This is a genomic window from Prochlorococcus sp. MIT 1327, from assembly GCF_047304785.1.
Taxonomy (GTDB): domain Bacteria; phylum Cyanobacteriota; class Cyanobacteriia; order PCC-6307; family Cyanobiaceae; genus Prochlorococcus; species Prochlorococcus marinus_D.
The window spans coordinates 1,340,571-1,357,995 of sequence record NZ_CP138972.1 but is presented as its reverse complement, the minus strand read 5'-3'; the positions used below and the strand labels follow the sequence as shown (position 1 = coordinate 1,357,995).

General features: G+C 47.8%; 19 protein-coding genes. 10 read left to right on the top strand and 9 right to left on the bottom strand.

The annotated features are described in order from the left end of the window. Position 1 precedes the first annotated feature (1 nt). The 3 genes from ilvD to SIB80_RS06630 are packed head-to-tail and all read right to left on the bottom strand — an operon-like array spanning position 2 to position 2,648. Complete coding sequence (ilvD, locus tag SIB80_RS06640) at positions 2 to 1,672, bottom strand: dihydroxy-acid dehydratase (RefSeq protein ID WP_063420106.1); 1,671 nt, start codon at positions 1,670 to 1,672, stop codon at positions 2 to 4. A 40-nt stretch (positions 1,673 to 1,712) separates the two neighbouring features. Beyond that, complete coding sequence (locus tag SIB80_RS06635; RefSeq protein WP_011129938.1) at positions 1,713 to 2,006, bottom strand: hypothetical protein; 294 nt, start codon at positions 2,004 to 2,006, stop codon at positions 1,713 to 1,715. 24 nt (positions 2,007 to 2,030) lie between these two features. Further along, positions 2,031 to 2,648, bottom strand: coding sequence for a uracil phosphoribosyltransferase (locus tag SIB80_RS06630; protein ID WP_063397794.1), 618 nt, complete (start codon positions 2,646 to 2,648; stop codon positions 2,031 to 2,033). Here SIB80_RS06630 and SIB80_RS06625 point away from each other — a divergent pair. After that, positions 2,647 to 3,243 (top strand): pentapeptide repeat-containing protein, encoded by a 597-nt coding sequence (locus SIB80_RS06625; RefSeq protein WP_063420104.1) that lies wholly within the window; start codon positions 2,647 to 2,649, stop codon positions 3,241 to 3,243. The two genes, SIB80_RS06630 and SIB80_RS06625, sit on opposite strands and share 2 nt — an antisense overlap. A gap of 26 nt (positions 3,244 to 3,269) precedes the next feature. Continuing rightward, positions 3,270 to 4,385, top strand: a complete 1,116-nt coding sequence (locus SIB80_RS06620) for a GTP-binding protein (protein ID WP_063420334.1) — start codon at positions 3,270 to 3,272, stop codon at positions 4,383 to 4,385. A gap of 42 nt (positions 4,386 to 4,427) precedes the next feature. Here the strand turns inward: SIB80_RS06620 and SIB80_RS06615 are convergent, their stop codons facing one another. Genes SIB80_RS06615 through SIB80_RS06605 form a run of 3 tightly spaced genes read right to left on the bottom strand, consistent with a single transcriptional unit; the run spans position 4,428 to position 7,395 of the window. Next, positions 4,428 to 5,336 (bottom strand): glycine betaine ABC transporter substrate-binding protein, encoded by a 909-nt coding sequence (locus SIB80_RS06615; RefSeq protein WP_063420102.1) that lies wholly within the window; start codon positions 5,334 to 5,336, stop codon positions 4,428 to 4,430. Next, the gene (locus SIB80_RS06610; RefSeq protein ID WP_413681477.1) at positions 5,333 to 6,187 is read right to left on the bottom strand and encodes an ABC transporter permease; all 855 of its coding nucleotides are present in this window, start codon (positions 6,185 to 6,187) and stop codon (positions 5,333 to 5,335) included. Before SIB80_RS06610 ends, SIB80_RS06615 begins: the two co-directional genes overlap by 4 nt. Before the next feature lie 56 nt (positions 6,188 to 6,243). Then, complete coding sequence (locus tag SIB80_RS06605) at positions 6,244 to 7,395, bottom strand: quaternary amine ABC transporter ATP-binding protein (protein ID WP_205909702.1); 1,152 nt, start codon at positions 7,393 to 7,395, stop codon at positions 6,244 to 6,246. A gap of 323 nt (positions 7,396 to 7,718) precedes the next feature. Here SIB80_RS06605 and SIB80_RS06600 point away from each other — a divergent pair, with 323 nt between their 5' ends. From SIB80_RS06600 to SIB80_RS06575, 6 genes are all read left to right on the top strand, one after another. Continuing rightward, the gene (locus SIB80_RS06600; protein ID WP_063420096.1) at positions 7,719 to 8,561 is read left to right on the top strand and encodes a class I SAM-dependent methyltransferase; all 843 of its coding nucleotides are present in this window, start codon (positions 7,719 to 7,721) and stop codon (positions 8,559 to 8,561) included. 44 nt (positions 8,562 to 8,605) lie between these two features. Continuing rightward, on the top strand, positions 8,606 to 9,433 hold the full coding sequence (locus SIB80_RS06595; RefSeq protein ID WP_063420094.1) for a methyltransferase domain-containing protein: 828 nt from the start codon (positions 8,606 to 8,608) through the stop codon (positions 9,431 to 9,433). 422 nt (positions 9,434 to 9,855) lie between these two features. Beyond that, positions 9,856 to 10,290: a hypothetical protein gene (locus SIB80_RS06590; RefSeq protein ID WP_236066122.1), complete on the top strand. Its 435-nt coding sequence runs from the start codon at positions 9,856 to 9,858 to the stop codon at positions 10,288 to 10,290. 476 nt (positions 10,291 to 10,766) lie between these two features. Continuing rightward, positions 10,767 to 11,315 carry an MAPEG family protein gene (locus SIB80_RS06585; RefSeq protein ID WP_063420090.1) on the top strand — a complete coding sequence of 183 codons (549 nt, stop codon included), beginning with the start codon at positions 10,767 to 10,769 and terminating at the stop codon, positions 11,313 to 11,315. A gap of 355 nt (positions 11,316 to 11,670) precedes the next feature. Next, on the top strand, positions 11,671 to 11,862 hold the full coding sequence (locus tag SIB80_RS06580) for a hypothetical protein (RefSeq protein WP_063403860.1): 192 nt from the start codon (positions 11,671 to 11,673) through the stop codon (positions 11,860 to 11,862). Between the two features lie 52 nt (positions 11,863 to 11,914). Continuing rightward, positions 11,915 to 12,625, top strand: coding sequence for an SDR family NAD(P)-dependent oxidoreductase (locus SIB80_RS06575; RefSeq protein WP_063403859.1), 711 nt, complete (start codon positions 11,915 to 11,917; stop codon positions 12,623 to 12,625). Between the two features lie 408 nt (positions 12,626 to 13,033). Here SIB80_RS06575 and SIB80_RS06570 read toward each other — a convergent pair whose 3' ends face one another. From SIB80_RS06570 to SIB80_RS06560, 3 genes are all read right to left on the bottom strand, one after another. Beyond that, positions 13,034 to 13,546, bottom strand: a complete 513-nt coding sequence (locus tag SIB80_RS06570; protein WP_011129926.1) for a hypothetical protein — start codon at positions 13,544 to 13,546, stop codon at positions 13,034 to 13,036. A 544-nt stretch (positions 13,547 to 14,090) separates the two neighbouring features. After that, entirely contained in the window at positions 14,091 to 14,870 is a 780-nt protein-coding gene (locus SIB80_RS06565) for an SIMPL domain-containing protein (RefSeq protein WP_063420088.1), read from the bottom strand. A gap of 885 nt (positions 14,871 to 15,755) precedes the next feature. Beyond that, positions 15,756 to 15,935 carry a hypothetical protein gene (locus tag SIB80_RS06560; RefSeq protein WP_169189821.1) on the bottom strand — a complete coding sequence of 60 codons (180 nt, stop codon included), beginning with the start codon at positions 15,933 to 15,935 and terminating at the stop codon, positions 15,756 to 15,758. A gap of 15 nt (positions 15,936 to 15,950) precedes the next feature. Here SIB80_RS06560 and SIB80_RS06555 point away from each other — a divergent pair, with 15 nt between their 5' ends. Together SIB80_RS06555 and SIB80_RS06550 are read left to right on the top strand one after the other, a co-directional pair. Further along, the gene (locus SIB80_RS06555; RefSeq protein ID WP_071818067.1) at positions 15,951 to 16,118 is read left to right on the top strand and encodes a DUF4278 domain-containing protein; all 168 of its coding nucleotides are present in this window, start codon (positions 15,951 to 15,953) and stop codon (positions 16,116 to 16,118) included. A 211-nt stretch (positions 16,119 to 16,329) separates the two neighbouring features. After that, positions 16,330 to 16,785: a hypothetical protein gene (locus SIB80_RS06550; RefSeq protein WP_011129924.1), complete on the top strand. Its 456-nt coding sequence runs from the start codon at positions 16,330 to 16,332 to the stop codon at positions 16,783 to 16,785. Positions 16,786 to 17,425: the final 640 nt, after the last annotated feature.

Below are 17,425 nucleotides of genomic sequence, written 5' to 3'. Positions count from 1 at the left end.
TTCAGGGCTGGTCGGTGACAGCACCATTGCTGGCGCTACTCACCATTCGGGCGTATTTACCGAGAACTCCTGTTTGATAACGCGGCTGTGGTTTTTTCCATGCGCTGGAGCGACGCTCCAATTCATCCTTCTCGACATTGAGTTGGATCAGCAGTTGATTGGCATCGATGGTGATGCTGTCGCCTTCCTGCACAAGGCCAATCATGCCGCCTACGGCTGCTTCCGGTGCCACATGGCCCACCACCAAACCATAGGTACCTCCGCTGAAGCGTCCATCTGTGATCAGGGCCACCTTGTCGCCAAGGTCTTCACCGACGATGGCAGATGTAGGAGCAAGCATCTCTCGCATTCCAGGCCCGCCAACCGGGCCTTCGTTACGTATGACGACGACATCTCCCGCCTTCACCTTGTTGTTGAGAATGGCAGCAAGGCAGGCCTCCTCGCTTTCAAAAACCCTTGCAGGTCCAGTAAGTACAGGGGTTTTGATCCCGCTTATCTTGGCCACGCATCCTTCGCTGGCCAGATTGCCTTTAAGGATCGCCAGGTGCCCCTTGGCATAGACCGGTTTCGAGAGGGGATGAATGACGTCTTGCTCTGCTGAAGGCTCGGATGGCACATCCTTGAGCAGTTCTCTCAAGGTTTTACCTTCCACATTGCGGCAGTCTCCATGAAGTAAGCCTGCATCGAGCAACTGTTTCATCACTTGGGGAATGCCGCCTGCGTTATGCAAATCAACAGTCACGTAACGGCCGCTGGGTTTTAGATCACAAATCACCGGTACACGCTGGCGGATGCGCTCGAAGTCATCGATGCAAAGGTCTACGCCTGCGCTACGGGCAATCGCAAGCAGATGCAGAACTGCATTGGTGGAGCCGCCCACTGCCATGACAACGCTAATCGCGTTTTCAAATGCGTTCTTGGTGAGTAGATCGCGGGGACAGATATTTGCCTTAATGGCATCCACAAGCACTTCAGCACTACGGGCTGCGCTATTTGCTTTTTCCTCATCCTCTGCAGCCATCGTTGAGCTGTAAGGCAAACTCAATCCCAATGTTTCAATAGCGGCTGACATCGTGTTGGCTGTAAACATGCCACCGCAACTTCCTGCTCCTGGGCAAGCGTTCTTCTCGATAGCGGTGAGTTGCTCCTCATTTATCTTGCCACTGGCATGCTGACCAACAGCTTCAAAGGCGCTGACTACAGTGAGGTCGCGGTCAGCCAATTTTCCTGGTTTGATCGTTCCGCCATAGACAAAGACACCTGGGATATTCATTCGGGCCAGGGCGATCATCGCTCCAGGCATGTTTTTGTCACAGCCACCGATTGCTAGTACGCCGTCCATGCTTTGGGCGTTGCAGGCTGTCTCGATCGAATCAGCAATCACCTCGCGACTTACCAGGGAATATTTCATCCCTTCGGTGCCCATAGAGATGCCATCACTGACGGTGATGGTACCGAACATCTGGGGCATTGCACCGGCCTGGCGGGCTGCTTCTTCTGAACGTCGCGCCAGGTCATTAAGACCGATGTTGCAAGGAGTGATCGTGCTGTAGCCGTTGGCTATACCGATGATTGGTTTATTGAAGTCTTCGTCGCCAAAGCCCACTGCGCGAAGCATGGCTCGGTTGGGAGAGCGTTGAGTTCCCTTTGTGATGGCGGCGGATCTGAGCATGGTGGCGACTGGGGCACTCAGTCGCCAACTTACCGAGCTCTTAGGTCCGCGCCCCTAGATCTTCAAGCTGTCTGCGCACATCTGCAATGGCGGCATTGAGTTGTTCGACTCGATGTTCCAGGTGCTGGCTGTTGTTCTGGGGATGCGAGATGGCCTCCAGGGCCTCTGATCCGTCCTGCATGCGAGGAGCGTGCAGCATGGCGCGTTGGTGGCGACTGCGTTGCCGACGCTCTGCCTCAGAAAAAAGCCACCAGGCAAGTCCTGCAGCGCCGAGTACGGCTCCGCTGATCAATGAGGTGAGGCTGCCGGTTGCCGGCTCACGATGCTGGCCCATAGATGCTGGATCAGTTTTGAAAGTCTAGGTCGTACCTGCAGTTCTGGTGTTTAGTCGCAAAACCGGATTACCAATGCCTGGACTGATCTCACCATCTTCTGTGAGGTCGGGGTCAATGCAAGCGGTGTGAATCGTGAGATTGGGCATCATTTCGCCAAGTTGTTTGAGGCCTGGACTTGATGCCAGAACAGTAATCACCCTTAGCCGGCGAGCCTCGATTTCTTGTGTCTGCAGAAGCTTCAGGATGCCTAGTAAACGCTCACCACTAGCAATCTGATCCACAAAAACAATCACCCCAGCATTGGTTTCGATGTTATCGGGCACCCCGCCAAGACATAGCTGTGAACTGGGCAATACCCGTCGTGCTCCTTGCCAAAGATCAAGGCCCCCGGGTAACAAGGGAATGCTCAGCAATGGCACATTGGACTCGACCACCGTGCCTTCTGTTTCTGCTTGGGATGTGGTTACCATTTCACGGCGGTGGGGCAACCAATCCCGCAGGGCTTCATAGGTAAGCCAGCGACCAAGTTCCTCCAAGCCTGTGGCATAGAGGGCTGGCGGTGTTGTGGTGTTGCGCAGCAATGTGAGCCAGTGGGCGATCAGTGGATGGGGGGGGACCACTACCCTTAGGGTCATTGGCATGACGCGTGAATTGGCCGGCAATTGCCATAACGTGACTGCTCAAACTACTGGCTCATTGCAATTTTCTAGTTTCATGAATCTCTCTCCCTGTTGGTGGAACCGTTGTCGAGCAGTGTTGCTTAGTGGCATTGTGATTCTTGTGTTGGGTTTAACAGAGTCACCTGTAATGGCAATCATCCCTCCTGAATTCAGAGGAGGCCAGGCCATTGAAGAGATCTCCAAAGACATGCACGGACGTGACCTCAAGGAGCAAAACTTTCTCAAGGCTGACCTGCGCGGCGTTGATCTCAGTGAGGCCGATCTGCGTGGTGCGGTGTTTAACAGCAGCCAGCTGCAAGAAGCTGATCTGCAAGGAGCTGATTTGGAAAATGTGGTGGCTTTTGCTAGTCGTTTCGATGGAGCCGATCTCAGGGGAGCCAACTTCACCAACGCCATGCTGATGCAGAGTCAATTTAAAGATGCCCTGATTGAAGGAGCTGATTTCAGCAATGCTGTGCTTGATCGTCGCCAGCAGAATGAGCTTTGCGCCAGAGCAGACGGCACCAATGCCGCTAGCGGGTCTCAAACTCTTGACAGCCTTGGCTGTCGTTCTTAATTCCCAACCTGCATAAACCTGCCTTGATTTCAAAGCGTCTACCAGTCACTGTTTTGACTGGTTTCCTTGGAGCTGGAAAGACCACCTTGCTACGTCATCTGCTCACTCATGGGGGGCAGCGTTTAGCGGTCATGGTCAATGAATTTGGCACGATTGGTCTAGATGGCGATTTAATCCGTAGCTGTGGCTTTTGTCCGGAGGAGGAATTGGATGGTCGAGTCGTTGAACTCAATAACGGTTGTCTCTGCTGCACGGTGCAGGAAGACTTTTTACCCACCATGGAGACCTTGCTGAAACAGGCAAATAAGTTGGATGGAATTATCGTTGAAACCAGTGGCCTTGCTCTTCCTCGCCCCCTCTTGAAAGCGCTCGACTGGCCTGCCGTACGCACTCGAGTTTATGTGAATGGAGTGGTCACAATGGTGGATGGTGAAGCCCTCGCAGCGGGTAGCCCCGTTGGTGATCCTGCCGGGTTGGAACGGCAGCGACAGGAGGATCCAAGCCTTGATCATCTCAGTGCTGTTGAAGACTTGTTCAGTGATCAGTTGGAAGCTGCTGATTTGGTGTTGATCAGTCGAGCGGATGTTGTCTCCAATGTCGACCTCCGCAAGCTCAAAAGTGAACTTGCTGAAAAGGTACGCCTTGGCACGTCAATGATGCCCATCAGTCATGGCCAAGTTGATCCAGCTGTGGTGCTAGGCCTCAGTACGACAGAGAATAGTGACCAACAAAAGAGCTTGCCTAAACAATTTGGCAACGACCTAATCGACGATGCTTCCATTGATGTCGATCATCATGAAGATGATCATCATCATGACCACAACCATGTGGAGATGGTGAGTGGTGCGGTGCGCTTTGAAGGTTCTGTTGATCGGGCTACGGTTGAAGCACTTCTGCCTGAGTTGGCAACACTTCATCAGGTTGTACGCCTAAAAGGTCGCTTATGGCTACCGGGCAAAGCTTTACCCCTTCAGCTGCAGATGGTTGGCCCAAGGCTTAGCAGTTGGTTTGAGGCTGCTCCAGAGAACGCCTGGCATCCTGAGGAGGCGGGTGTTGATCTGGTGGTGCTTAGTTTTGAAAAGCAAGCAGCTGAAGCGATTCGCTTTGGTCTTGAAAGCTCTTTGATGTCAGATATTCCCTAAGGGAAGTCAACTGATTAAGCAGCAAAAGATCTTAGCGGGTGGTTATGGTTTGGCTTCTCTATCTTTCGGCTCTTGCATCGTGCCGTTCATCCAGTAGTCGATTTGATTGCGGTTGTTGGCTATGTAATTATTAACGGCTTCCTCTGTTGAGGTGTTCTGAGCATCCAATAACATGGTGTCCAGCTGACCATCGGAAAGCTTGAAGCGGGTGAAAAAGGCGACCACTTTGGGATGGTCTTTGTCCAGCCCTAGGCGTGCAATGGCATGGATGCCTTCTTGGCCACCAAAGACACTCTTGGGATCCTTCAAAAAGCGGAGTTTATAGCGGGCAAACATCCAGTGAGGGGTCCAACCAGTTACCACGACCCATCGATCGTCATTGATAGCCCGATCGAGAACGGCTGTCATTGCAGCACCACTCGCTGAAATCAGTTTCAGATCCGATAGGTCATAAGCAGTTAGCGCTTGATCAGATGCCTGCATCAGCCCTGATCCCGGGTCTATCCCTTGAACTGTGTTGTTGAAGTCGTTAGCAATTTTCGGGTCGCTCAGATCGCCAATGGAGCCAATCCGTTGTTTTGGCACATAGTCAGGGACTACCCAGCCAATGCGACCTGAGTACATCATGCCAAGATCTACAACTCGATCGCTTACTTTTTGCCAGTATTTATCGTGTGTCTTTGGCAGCCATGCCATTAACATCAGATCGAGCTTCCCGCGAGCAACAGAGTCGTACTGAATACCGATATCTGCCATAACTCGTTCGACAGGCTGCTCATAGTGGCTTTCGATTAGTTTTTCAGCCATCAGGCTTACTACGTCAGCATCAGCCCAGGCAGTCCAGCCGATGCGCAATTGATCTGGTTTGGCATTCGAACATCCCGACAACCCAGTCATCAGCACTCCAGCGATAACAAGGCTTAGATTTCGCAACTTGTTAGACATTTTCATGAGGAAGTCCAGAGGTTAATAAAGGCTTTAAAGCGCTGCGGCAATGACTTTCTCGAAAAGTTTGAGGCAGCCAGGCTTTGTGTAAGTCGATCCAGGATTACAGCCAGAATTACCACGGCGAGCCCTCCCTCGAAGCCAAGGCCTACATCAAGTTGTTGGATGCCTCTGAGCACCACATCACCTAGGCCGCCCCCACCAATCATTGATGCGATCACAACCATCGATAGCGCGAGCATGATGGTTTGATTAACACCAGCCATCAAGGTTGGTAAGGCGTTTGGAAGTTGCACTTTCCAGAGCAATTGTCGTTCTGAGCAACCGAAGGCGCGCCCGGCTTCGATTAAATCAACAGGGACTTGTCGTATGCCCAGGTACGTCAGGCGTACTACGGGTGGCATCGAGAAGATCAGCGTTGCGATAGTGGATGGGACAAGCCCTGTGCCGAAAAACATCACTGCCGGAATGAGATAAACGAAAGCCGGCATGGTTTGCATCAGATCCAATACTGGGCGGGTAATCGCCCAGATGTGTTGGCGACGGGCAGAAAAAATGCCGATCGGGATGCCAATGATTAGTGCCAGTAATGAGGCTGCAATAATTAGGGCCAGGGTTGAGATCATTGGCGGCCAAAGCCCCATGAACAAAACGAGGTTCAGACCAAGAAGGCTGAGAATGGCGAAGCTAAAACTCACTCGCCAAGCTGCGAGTATGGCGATAAGGGGAGCTAGCAGCCAGGGCGCTGGTACGGAGAGGATCTGTTCGATGGCTCCGGCTAACCCATTAATTGCAGAATCAATTACTAGGAAAATTGGTTGCGCATGATTGAGCAACCAGTCCACGAATCTGCTCATGCCCTCGCCTACAGGGCCGGTACTGACGGTTGCAAAAACTTGGTCGTTCACATCCATCATCTCAGGATCATCGAGCGCAAAAGGCGACGTGGACTCATCACGCCAATGAGGCGCTGATCTGATCCAATCACTGGAACTGGATACGGGGCGTTGGCAACAGATTTCATGGCATCGCCAATGGTGGTCTCGGCGATGAGAGCTGGACCAGTTTCAGCTGGAATGATTTTGCCGTTCTTTTGAAGAACACCTTTGAAGATTTTTCGATCGTCCACGATGTACGTCGGTGCTTCTATTGCTGTAACTCCTTCTATCTGCAGCTGCCGCAAATCTGATTGATTGATTAGGCGAGCGGGTGATTCGGCAACGGTATCAACAGTGATCACAGAGGCAGCATCAACATCTTGGAAGAAATGACGAACTTGCTCATTGGCGGGTTTGCAGAGCAGCTCACGTGGCGTTCCACATTGCAGAACTTTGCCTTCTTTCATTAGAGCGATGCGATCACCAAGCCTTACAGCTTCGTCTAGATCATGGGAAATAAAGACGATCGTGCGGGGACTCTCTGCCTGAAGTTCCAGCAGTTGTTCTTGCATCTCGCGCCGAATCAGAGGATCAAGAGCAGAGAAGGCCTCATCCATGAGCAGGATTGGAGGATCAAGTGCCAGGGCTCTGGCCAGGCCAACTCTCTGTTGCATGCCGCCAGAGAGCTGTTGAGGCAGCCTGTCGAGATCCTTACCAAGACCAACACGCTCAAGTGCTTCCCTGGCCTTTTCCAGCCTTTTTTGTCGCGGAACTCCCGCAACCTCAAGGCCGAAGGCCGCATTCTCAAGTGCGGTTCGCTGGGGGAAGAGCGCAAAAGATTGGAAAACCATGGCCATTTTGTTGCTGCGAAGCTTTTGCAGTTCAGCAGCTGCCAACTGAGTGATCGGCTTGCCGTCAACGGAAACCTGACCGCCAGTTGGAAGGATTAGGCCATTGATCATGCGTAGCAGCGTGGACTTTCCTGAACCCGAAAGGCCCATCACCACAAAAATCTCGCCACTAGAGATCGACAGCGTTACATCGCGTACGGCAGCCTTAAGACCGGTTTGATTATGGAGTTGCTCCGCATCCATGCTTTGACAGTGCTCGTCAAGCGCACGTTCAGGATGCTCACCAAACACCTTCCAGACTTGGTCGATGCTGATCCGGGGCGTCATGTCTGACATCGACTGTATTTACAGACTATGACTGCTTGCAGGCCGTACCATGGCACCTATGAAGTCAAATGAATTGTCTATCTTGAATCATCGGCTGAAAGCACTTATTGCCAAAGGGATTTGATGAATTTTTAGGCGTTAAGGGAACTGATGTGATGTCATTAGATTTTGATTAACAGACATCCATAGAATCATTCGCTATGATTGCGAATGGGAATTGCATAAGCTGTAACGCAGCCATGCTCAGACCAATGCCTTTCTAGCTGATTCGGGCCTTTCCCGACCTCAAAGATATGGCGCATCAAAAAAATCTTCGGGAAGTTTGAATCTGCATGACTTTGACTCAACATTCGCAAAAACCCTGCCAAGACGATCTGCAAAACTTTGGTGATAAACCGGAACAAGTACGTGATACAGACCATTATCAGCAGGAATATGTTGAGGATTTCACAGACAGATGGGATCGTCTGATTGATTGGAAGGCGAGGTCCGAAGCTGAAGGCGATTTTTATATTCGAATCCTTCGTGAACATGGCGCACGTTCCGTGCTCGACGTTGCTACCGGAACGGGATTTCATTCGGTTAGTTTGTTGAAGGAAGGGTTTGACGTCATCAGTGCAGACGGAAGCCCTAATATGTTGGCGAGGGCCTTTCAGAATGCTCGTGATCATGGTCAGTTATTACGCACTGCTCAGGCTGATTGGCGCTTTCTAAATAGAGATATTCATGGCGAATTTGATGCTGTGATCTGTCTGGGCAATTCCTTTACCCACCTATTTCGAGAGCATGATCGACGCAAGGCTCTAGCTGAATATTACGCAGTACTTAAGCATAATGGAATCCTGATTCTTGACCACCGAAACTATGACCGACTTCTCGATCAAGGTGTAGCGATACGTTCTGGGAAGGGAAATGTTTATTGCGGGAAGGATGTCAATGTCAGCCCTGAGCATGTTGATGAAGGTTTAGCGCGTTTTCAATATTCCTTCAGTGATGGCAGCACTTATCACTTGAATATGTTCCCCCTAAGGCAAAGCTACGTAAACCGACTTATGACCGAAGTTGGATTCCAGAAGATTACATCTTTTGGAGATTATTTACCTGGCCATCAAGACCCAGATTTTTATGTACATGTCGCTGAGAAGGAATACAAAGCAGACATTAAACAAAGCTGATACGTGATATTAAAGACTTCAGCAAAATACAATCCTAATCAATCATGAATTCCTCATCATCAACTGTTGCTGCTACTTATTACGACAGCAGCGATGCAGATCGGTTTTATGCCGAGATTTGGGGAGGTGAAGACATCCATATCGGCCTATACGAGACTGCTGATCAAGCCATCGCTTCCGCGAGCGAGAGAACCGTGCAAGCACTTATGGAGCTTGCAACTCAACCTCCAGCTAAAGGTTGCGTTGTAGACCTTGGCTCTGGGTATGGCGGAGCGGCACGACGTATCGCCAAGCAATGGCAGGTCAATGTGCATGCTGTCAATATCTCTGCCGTTGAGAATATGCGCCATAGAGATCTCAACAATGCTGCTGGATTGGCCAAGCTCATCGAAGTACATGATGCATCATTCGAAGAAGTGCCATTGCCCGATGGCATAGCAGATGTGGTTTGGAGTCAAGACGCCATACTTCATTCCGGTAATCGCCTCCAGGTAATGAATGAAGTGTCAAGGCTTCTTAAGCCGGGGGGTGTATTTGTCTTAACAGATCCAATGGCATGCGACGGCATCGAAGCCAACGCCCTTCAACCGATTCTTGATCGTATCCACCTATCAGATTTGGCATCTCCTGATCGTTACCGAACCTGGGCAGAGGCTTCAGGGATGACTAGAGATGTATGGCAAGAACGCACAGAAATGCTTGTGAGGCATTACACGCGGGTTCGAGAGGAACTACGTCGACGTCATCAAAAGCTTGCGAGTGTAATTAGTACGGATTATTTGAGTCGCATGGATGCAGGCCTTGGTCATTGGATTGAAGGTGGGAGTCAGGGAAGACTTTGCTGGGGCCTAATGCGTTTTACAAAGCACTAACTTATGACTTAACATCAATTCTTCTTTTGTTTTATAGTGAATCATATCAAGAATCTATCTTAGTGATTAATCGACAGGCAAGCCGATCCTCCTCAACTGGCATTAATTCCATCATTGATTTGCCAGAAGTATCCCTTTAAATTGTCCAGATAATTAAAAATATGTGGATTCAATTTTCTAGTCGGATCAGATCATTATAGGAAGGTCGAAGCGGTCCATGCGATGAAGCAAGCAGATCTTTTTAAGTAGCAACCTCTTTTTGAGTACCAATCTCGATTGTCGAGCTCGGAGAGTGATGTTAAATGGTTGTTGATCGTCTATGGATCCTTCTCTAGGTCTAGCGATGCATTGGAAGAACTAGATTTTCCTGAATGGGACGACGAGTAATGCCATCCTCTCCACACCCTATCGAGTTGGCCATTGTGCTTGTCAATGGTTTGATAGTGCCCATACAACGCTTCTCGAGGGTTATCAAGCCCTTGCTAATCTTCCTTCGTCCAGCTTGGTTAGGCTTACAACCTCTGCTCTTGATTCTGCACCTACTCCTGGTGTATTCGATGGCTCTGGTTATAGCCCTGGCCGAATGGCTGCTTGGATTTTCATTCACAGTCGATAGCAGTAATGGTCAAAGCGTTGATTCGACAGCCAAGCAGACAGATAATTCACAATCAATGGTGCTTGGCATTCATCCATCAGAGTTAAAGATAGAAGATGCATCTCAACACGAGATCGATCGGGCTAACTATCCTGATGAAAATGAATTCACATCAAATTCTTTTCAGCCAGAAAGAAAACCCTTCTTCTTAAACCTAGAAATCAAGAGAAGAGAACACACGGTAATGATTATCAGAAGTTAATTATCACCAGCCGTCAAGCATGGAATCTCCTCTACGCAAGAGTGAATAGAGAAATATAACCCCTTAACTAAGAAAAGAAAGTCTCTAAAGCCAGCTTCAGCTCTAGCAAGAAACGAATCTCCAGGCTTCAAACACTTAAAAGGTTAAAACTTTTAAAAGATTAAGACAAGGGCTGTCGCAAAAACCTGGCCTGGACTTTAATCGAGCCAGTAGCTTGCTGCTCTTTGGTAAAACATCTAGGACATGAGTATTCTATTATTGATTAAATCTTATTCCAAAAGCCAACAGATTCCCTCTTACTCATTGATCGTTTCAAACACTATCCAACTTCGACCTTCGGGCCAAGTTTGAGTGAGTATTCTGATGATTCTCAATTACTCCTGAAGAACTAGCTTTATATTATTTCTTCAGGTCAGGGCCATGAATCCTAGATATATTGAGTTGACACTAATATGCATACGAACTAGAAGCTAACAATGGAACTTTCAATTAAACAGAGTGGTGTCCTTCATAGAATGCTCACTGGCACAGCAATTTCGATAGGGATCATTATTTTCGGAATTTTGCTAAATCCGTTTAATTTCCATTCCAATCTTACACTCTTAGAAAAAAGTTCTGTTCTGTTTAAATCACTAATCATTCTTGCTCTCTGCCTTACTTTTTCGATTGGCCGTCTTGCAAAGCATCGCTTCTTTAGCCCAGACGAGCTTGATGAAAAAGGTCTTAGAACAGATTCTGATCGAGCCATCCTCCTCCAGTCTCTTCTTCAAAATACCCTTGAGCAGTCTGTCCTAGCAGCATTCGTTTATGGCACTTGGACATTCGTTATGCCCTCAGCATGGTTGTCTGTCGTACCGCTAGCAGCATTGTCTTTTGCACTAGGGAGAGTTCTCTTCTTTGCAGGCTATCGGCGTGGTGCGGTAGGACGAGCGCTTGGTTTCACGATGGCTTTCTATCCTTCGGTTTTGATGTTGATCTGCACTGTCTGTTTTTTGCCCCTCTCTGCCGTTACTGTTGGTTGCTAAGGTGAAACTGTCACTACTTTCAGCCTCGGTAAAATGAACTAGTGTGATTCCGATATGATGCTCTTGATTCTTTTGCCGATAAACATACGTAGCACTTTTATCATTTCTGATTCTGCATCGAGTTACTACATGTAAGGATCTTCTTAAGTTGAATTTCGCCATCTCGTCATTAGAGGAAAGTGACGCTTTTGACTCAACCCTTAACTCTGGGTTCAAAGTTAAAACTCTTAGTCATTAGAATTGATTGATCTAGCCGACTCCCGGCAGCATCAAAACCTTTCAAAATCAGATCAGCTGATCAATCCCTAGTTGAGTTGGCTTTTTACTCAGTATTGTTAAAGGAGAAGAGAAACTAATGAACAACCAACTTCTGCGATTGTCACGTTTTGGACTTCGGGCATTAGCCATCACAGCAAGCACACTTGCGCTTATCGACCTGATTAAACAACAATGGATCCCCGCGACCGCTTGCTCCGTTGCATGGGCTTTGATTGCCTGGGTGGAGCGGGATTTCATCAAAAGGTTTTCAGATTCTGCAGAGTTATGAGCATCACGAGAACTCCCAGCAATAATGTTTTTGGATTTACGACCATTCAGGAATGATGCGCACCATCTTGATCAGTGGTGCCAGTCGAGGTATCGGCCGAGCAATTGCCGAACGAATGTTGGCTGATGGCCATCGTCTTAGCCTTGGCCTACGGGACCCTAAATGCCTAATTGGCAGCTCACTTGACCCGGCAATCGCTGGTTCCGAACAAGTGTTCCTACATCCCTATGAAGCTCAGGACGTTAACGCTGCCGAAAGCTGGGTATCGGCAAGCTTGGCTCATTTCAATGGCTTCGATAGTTTAATTCACTGTGCAGGCATATTTCATCGCACGCCCATACGGTTTAATGATAACCAGCAGCATGAGATTGATCAGCTCTGGCAGGTGAATGTCATGGGCCCATGGATGCTCAGCCGCGCTGCTTGGTCTCAGCTTGAATGTCATGCTGAGGCGCGCATCATTGTGTTGGTGTCAATGAGTGGCAAGCGCTCCAAGGGCCGCTTGGCTGGCTACACCGTTAGTAAGTTTGCTCTGATGGGCCTTTGTCAGACCATGCGTAACGAAGGATGGGAGCAAGGCATCCGCGTGACAGCGATTTGTCCAGGTTGGGTCAATACCGATATGGCTGCCAGGGTTAAGTCTTTGCCCAAAGAGGCGATGACTCAGCCTGATGACATCGCCTCTTTGAGCTCAAATTTGCTACAGCTACCTAACAGTTGTGTACCGTTTGAACTGAGCATGAACTGCACACATGAGATCTAAACTCTTAGTAGAGTTGATGAGACGTTGTTATTGGCAAAGAAATGACGAGCAAAACTTTCCAAACCTCTTCAATAATATGGATTCTTTGCGATAAGAATCGTAGACATAAGGATAAGAACAGGAATATACTCTCACTAATTGGCAACAATTAAAGATAACAAAGTGGGCAAACAAGACAATCTTTACTTGAGTTTGACTTTTTTTATTGATACTAGTCTGCTTCTATTTAAAAATCACTCGTACTGAAGAAGTTCAGGCTGTCGCGGTCTAGATATGGCGGTGAGCGAAAGATTAATGCGACTAACAAACTTTCCTTCATTGGAGATGTCTAGACAGGAGGTTCATGAGGGTGAGGCTTTTGCAGAAGCCCAGACAAATGAAAGCTTGCGTAGAAGTCCTCGGTTTGATTTAAAAAAATTGAACATCAGGCTGATCACCATTCAGAAAGCGACGTAGATTCACTCCGGCTTCCATTGATGCAGCATGAAGCTCAGCTCGCTGCATTGCATCAAGACCATCCCAGAACGCGTTGAACAATTCAATAGAGGCAACACCCATGCCGACCATCCCCATGATTGAGAGTGGGAGGCTCAACCAAGGGAACACCAGTAGCAATACACCCAACAAGACACTGACTGCGGCACCCTGTTTAACGGATTCCCAGACAGTTGTACTTATCATTTGGATTTGTACGGTGCGGCTGATCGCACCCCGTTTGCGCAATGCTTCGGTTCTTAATCCGCTCAGAAGAGTTTGGTAGATGGCATAGACGGCCATCCCGCCGAGCGTTGACTCAGCAACGATTTCGCCACCATTGATGGCTCCTCCATTGAGGTTGATATCAATCGATGTAAGGCCTGCAATCGCCGCGATCTCTAGTCCTGCTCGTGGGATGCGGAAGGGATCTCGTTCGCGGGTCATGGCCGTAGCAATAAGGTAGTTATGCTCATCATCAGTGTAGGTAACTGATGATGCACCCAATCATCATTGGGATTGATTCATCCTGCTCAATATTGTTGTGTAATTGCATTATCTTTAGCATTGAATTCAATAAAATTCCCTGAAACTGGCTGGGGTGAAGGCTGAGGACGATCGTTCAAGACTATTGGCAATTGGCTGGCAATGGTTGCCCTGCATTGAATAGATTCTCTTTTCAATTCTAGATCATTAGAAAAAAAACATTGCGAATGATGCTAATATTTACTAGCTAGTACTGGATCATTTAGCAAGCATGCAATCAAATTCTTGACAATCCCTATCCTGATCACGCAATGTACTGTTTTGGCTCAAGCATTACAGAACTTTAAACAAGACTCTTAATTTCGAATCAGGCTATCAATAAAAAAGAATAAAAAATCACTGGCAATGTATTAGCACAATCCATGGAATTACTCATTTTAGTATAATCAGCAATCGTATTATTATTAATAAGATAAAACCTCAACTCTATAGACTTATTCAGTCTTCATTCAACCCTAAATGTTACCCCCATAACCGCGGTGATGTCTTTTTTGATTGTGCTGGTGTCGTATGATCCATAACTACTCATTTGTGTAGAGTTAGGCACTGTGATCTGGAATGTGCCGGTATCGGCGTTGGTAATTGCGCCAATACTCGAGCCTGCTTCCTGGGCAATAGCCTTTGCACGTTTCCGTGCATCACGAGTAGCTTTTGCGAGCATGTCAACTCGCTTGGCTGCAAGCTTTGTAAAAGTGTAGGAGGGTCGATTAATTGAAAGAGGTACCCCTTCACCAATTAGGGCACTGATCTTTCCTGAAATCATGTGGATTTTTTTAACATCCCAACTTCCGATCAGAACAGCTTGAGTTGTCGTCCAAGTTGTTGATAGAAGTTCTCCCGTTTTTGGGTTGCGAACTTGATCTTTATTAGACCTAACAGTTCCTAATTCTATCTCATCAGGCTTGACCCCATTAGCTTTTAGAAAGACAATCGTTTTTTCTAACGATGGTTTTAGCAGCTTATAGGAAGTCTGCTGGTTGTACCCAGTTTGTTTAACATTTACAGACCAATCGACATAGTCGCTCGTAATCCGCTCCGTACTGGCTCCGGTGACAGTAATTGTGTCATTACTACTGCGAATTCCCTTCACTAAGATTGAAGATGCCGCGACGATGCCGCAAACGAAAACAGCAGTTGCAAAGACCATTGGTGGAGTGCGTCGCAGCAGCTGCCAAGTATTATCAGTACACTTGCTTAGCAAGCTTCGACTTTGCGGCGAGGTCATGACTGGCTGACTCTATTGAGGAATTCTAGTGATTTTCGTGCCAATGGCTAGTCAATTTTCTGTTAAATTAACCTTGTTAGACTTGCACGAGAATGTTGATAGTCACAATAACCTGATTCGCTTGTTGATATTTTTCTTTCTGTAATTCCATCCACTCCAACGCCCCTCTTCTTTCTTTTGAAATTTGATGCATGAAAAGCGACCGTTAGATCTTTCATTCCATTTTATGGGTGCACAGTTCAGTACTCATTTTTTATTGGTTTGTTCAATTTATTTATACGTTACTATGCTTATGACTCTTGATATTTAGACTTTTGGCAATCCCAAAACTTGAAAATAAATACCTAGCTCAGGGGAATAGTGAATACTGATCAGGATGATCGATACATTCGGCACGTTCGCTTGGTGCCTTGATTACAGCTTCTTCCCCAAGCAGATGCGAAGTTAGCCATGGACGGCGTCCAATCCCCTGGGTCCGGAAACCAAGGGGATTTTTTATTGTGATTCTCAGTTTTTCTCGTCTCATTTAGGAGAGGTGTTCATTAGGACTGAGCTGAATGCCGGCCCGCTGAGGGAGGCCAGCAGAGCCTGCTGCCTTACTGACGATTTCAAGTATTTCTACTGTTGAATCTTGTCACTAATTCTTTGGTTGAAATATGCCCAGTTCTCATTCACTCTGATTAGATCCCTTTTAAGGACCAACACTCATTCGATCAAGAAATCAATAGCGAAACTTGCTGTAAGTTCTGCAAGGATACTTACCCCCATTCATTCATACCCGTAAAGATTTGTTGCGACCACGGCCCGATAAAAGTCATGAATGGTCTCTTCGGTAACGACAGCTTTAGAGAGAATTCAGACCGAATCTAGATTTCCAGAACAGCTTCACAGTTGTAATCCAAAGCGAAGAGGCGCCATCCATGCAGGATTTTGTATCCGCATGAACAACCAACCCTGCTGCGCAGAGTGCATAATTGATTTGTAGCGATAGCTACCAAAACGTTCACCCTGATCATTGCAGGGCGCAGTTCGAGCCAAGCCATGGAACGGGGACTTGGACGTCATTTCGGACTCTGAATCATGACCACGCTTCTTTATCGCGGCCAGCAGTATGCCCAGCACAAAGAAGTTGCACCCAAGCAACTCGTAGAACTGACATACCGCCGCACTGTCTATGCAAACAACAAGCTGAAAGCAGCCCAGACCCATCCTGTGCTCACCTATCGCGGACAGGAGTACCAGAAGTAATTCATTTGGCAATCACTTCTGAAAAACCCTTTGACCTCGCCCCGCTCGTCGGGGCTTTTTTGTGGTCTGAGCTTGTCTAGCGCCTCTCAACTGTTTGCAGCTTTGTTGCAAAGCTTTTTCGCAATCATCAAGTCATCTTGTTTCTACTTCTCAGTACGGGACTTGTGGATGCCAGGATTGCTTGACTTGGTTTTCCACCAAGTCACTGCGAGTGTCATCAGAACCTGCTATCTCCAGGGGGTGTTCCAACGAAGCCATGAGTCGTCAACTCGCCGCAGGTCTAACCGTCATATTCCTGCTAGCACTACTGGCCACTAACCCCTCATTGAGCGGTATCCCCATCTATGGAGATACGTCTCTGCTTGAGTTCTGGGTGAAGAACATCGCTTTGGCGATGCCCCCAGCATTCACCCTTGGCATGTGCACAGTTCTTCTCTACAAAGGCTTCCGCTACCCCAGAGGAACAGTTTTTACCATCCTTGGTCTGCTTCAACTTGTATTTGTTGGATGGCTTATTTGGCTAACGTTTCAAGCAGGTGTTGTCTGGGTGTCTTTACCAATCCTTCTTTTGGCTGCCTTTATGGGGCCAAAGTCAGCTAGAGCAACTTGGAAATGGCTCGGCGTTGATCGCTATTACAGAATCAAAGCGGAACCAGATGCCGATTGATTGAGCTTCTTTTTTATCTTGTATGTTGGCAAGCCTCCCCAATTATCACTGGGACCATGCCCAGAGCTGGCCGCCCTCACCTATCCCAGTAAGCGAGGTTGGTTTCTCCTCCTGCAAACCAGCTGATTCGAGATACAGCAATGAGTATTACTTACGAGAGCGCAAGGCTATTGAGCGCGTTTTGATTTGAATTGAGCAAGGTATGCAGGCCTCCAGACCGACAGCTGGGGGCTCTTTTTTGACTAACCACTACAGCTGGTAGCTAACAGACCCCTTGGTGGGCTATGAATGGTAAGGACTAAGGTCTTGTCAAAATGCTGTTTGGCTTTACTAAAAAGCAGCTCTTGGGCTGGTGGCTTTTAACAACTGGAGCCAAGGTCACCTTAGGAATTTGGCTATTTGGTCGAATGGGCTGGGATTTGCCCTGGTGAAAAACCATAGATAGGCCTAACAAGGCTTTTCAGATCTGTTGATTCAACAAGATAGTACTGAGCTGTATGGATTTAGATTTGTGTGTCAACTTTCTGCATAGTGAATTAATTTCCAGAATCTTTTTTTTCATTCACATCGACTGAATAAACAAGAATGAAGTAATTAGTTTGTCGCTTAAAACAAAGTGCTGTTTCCGCTTTTCATCAAG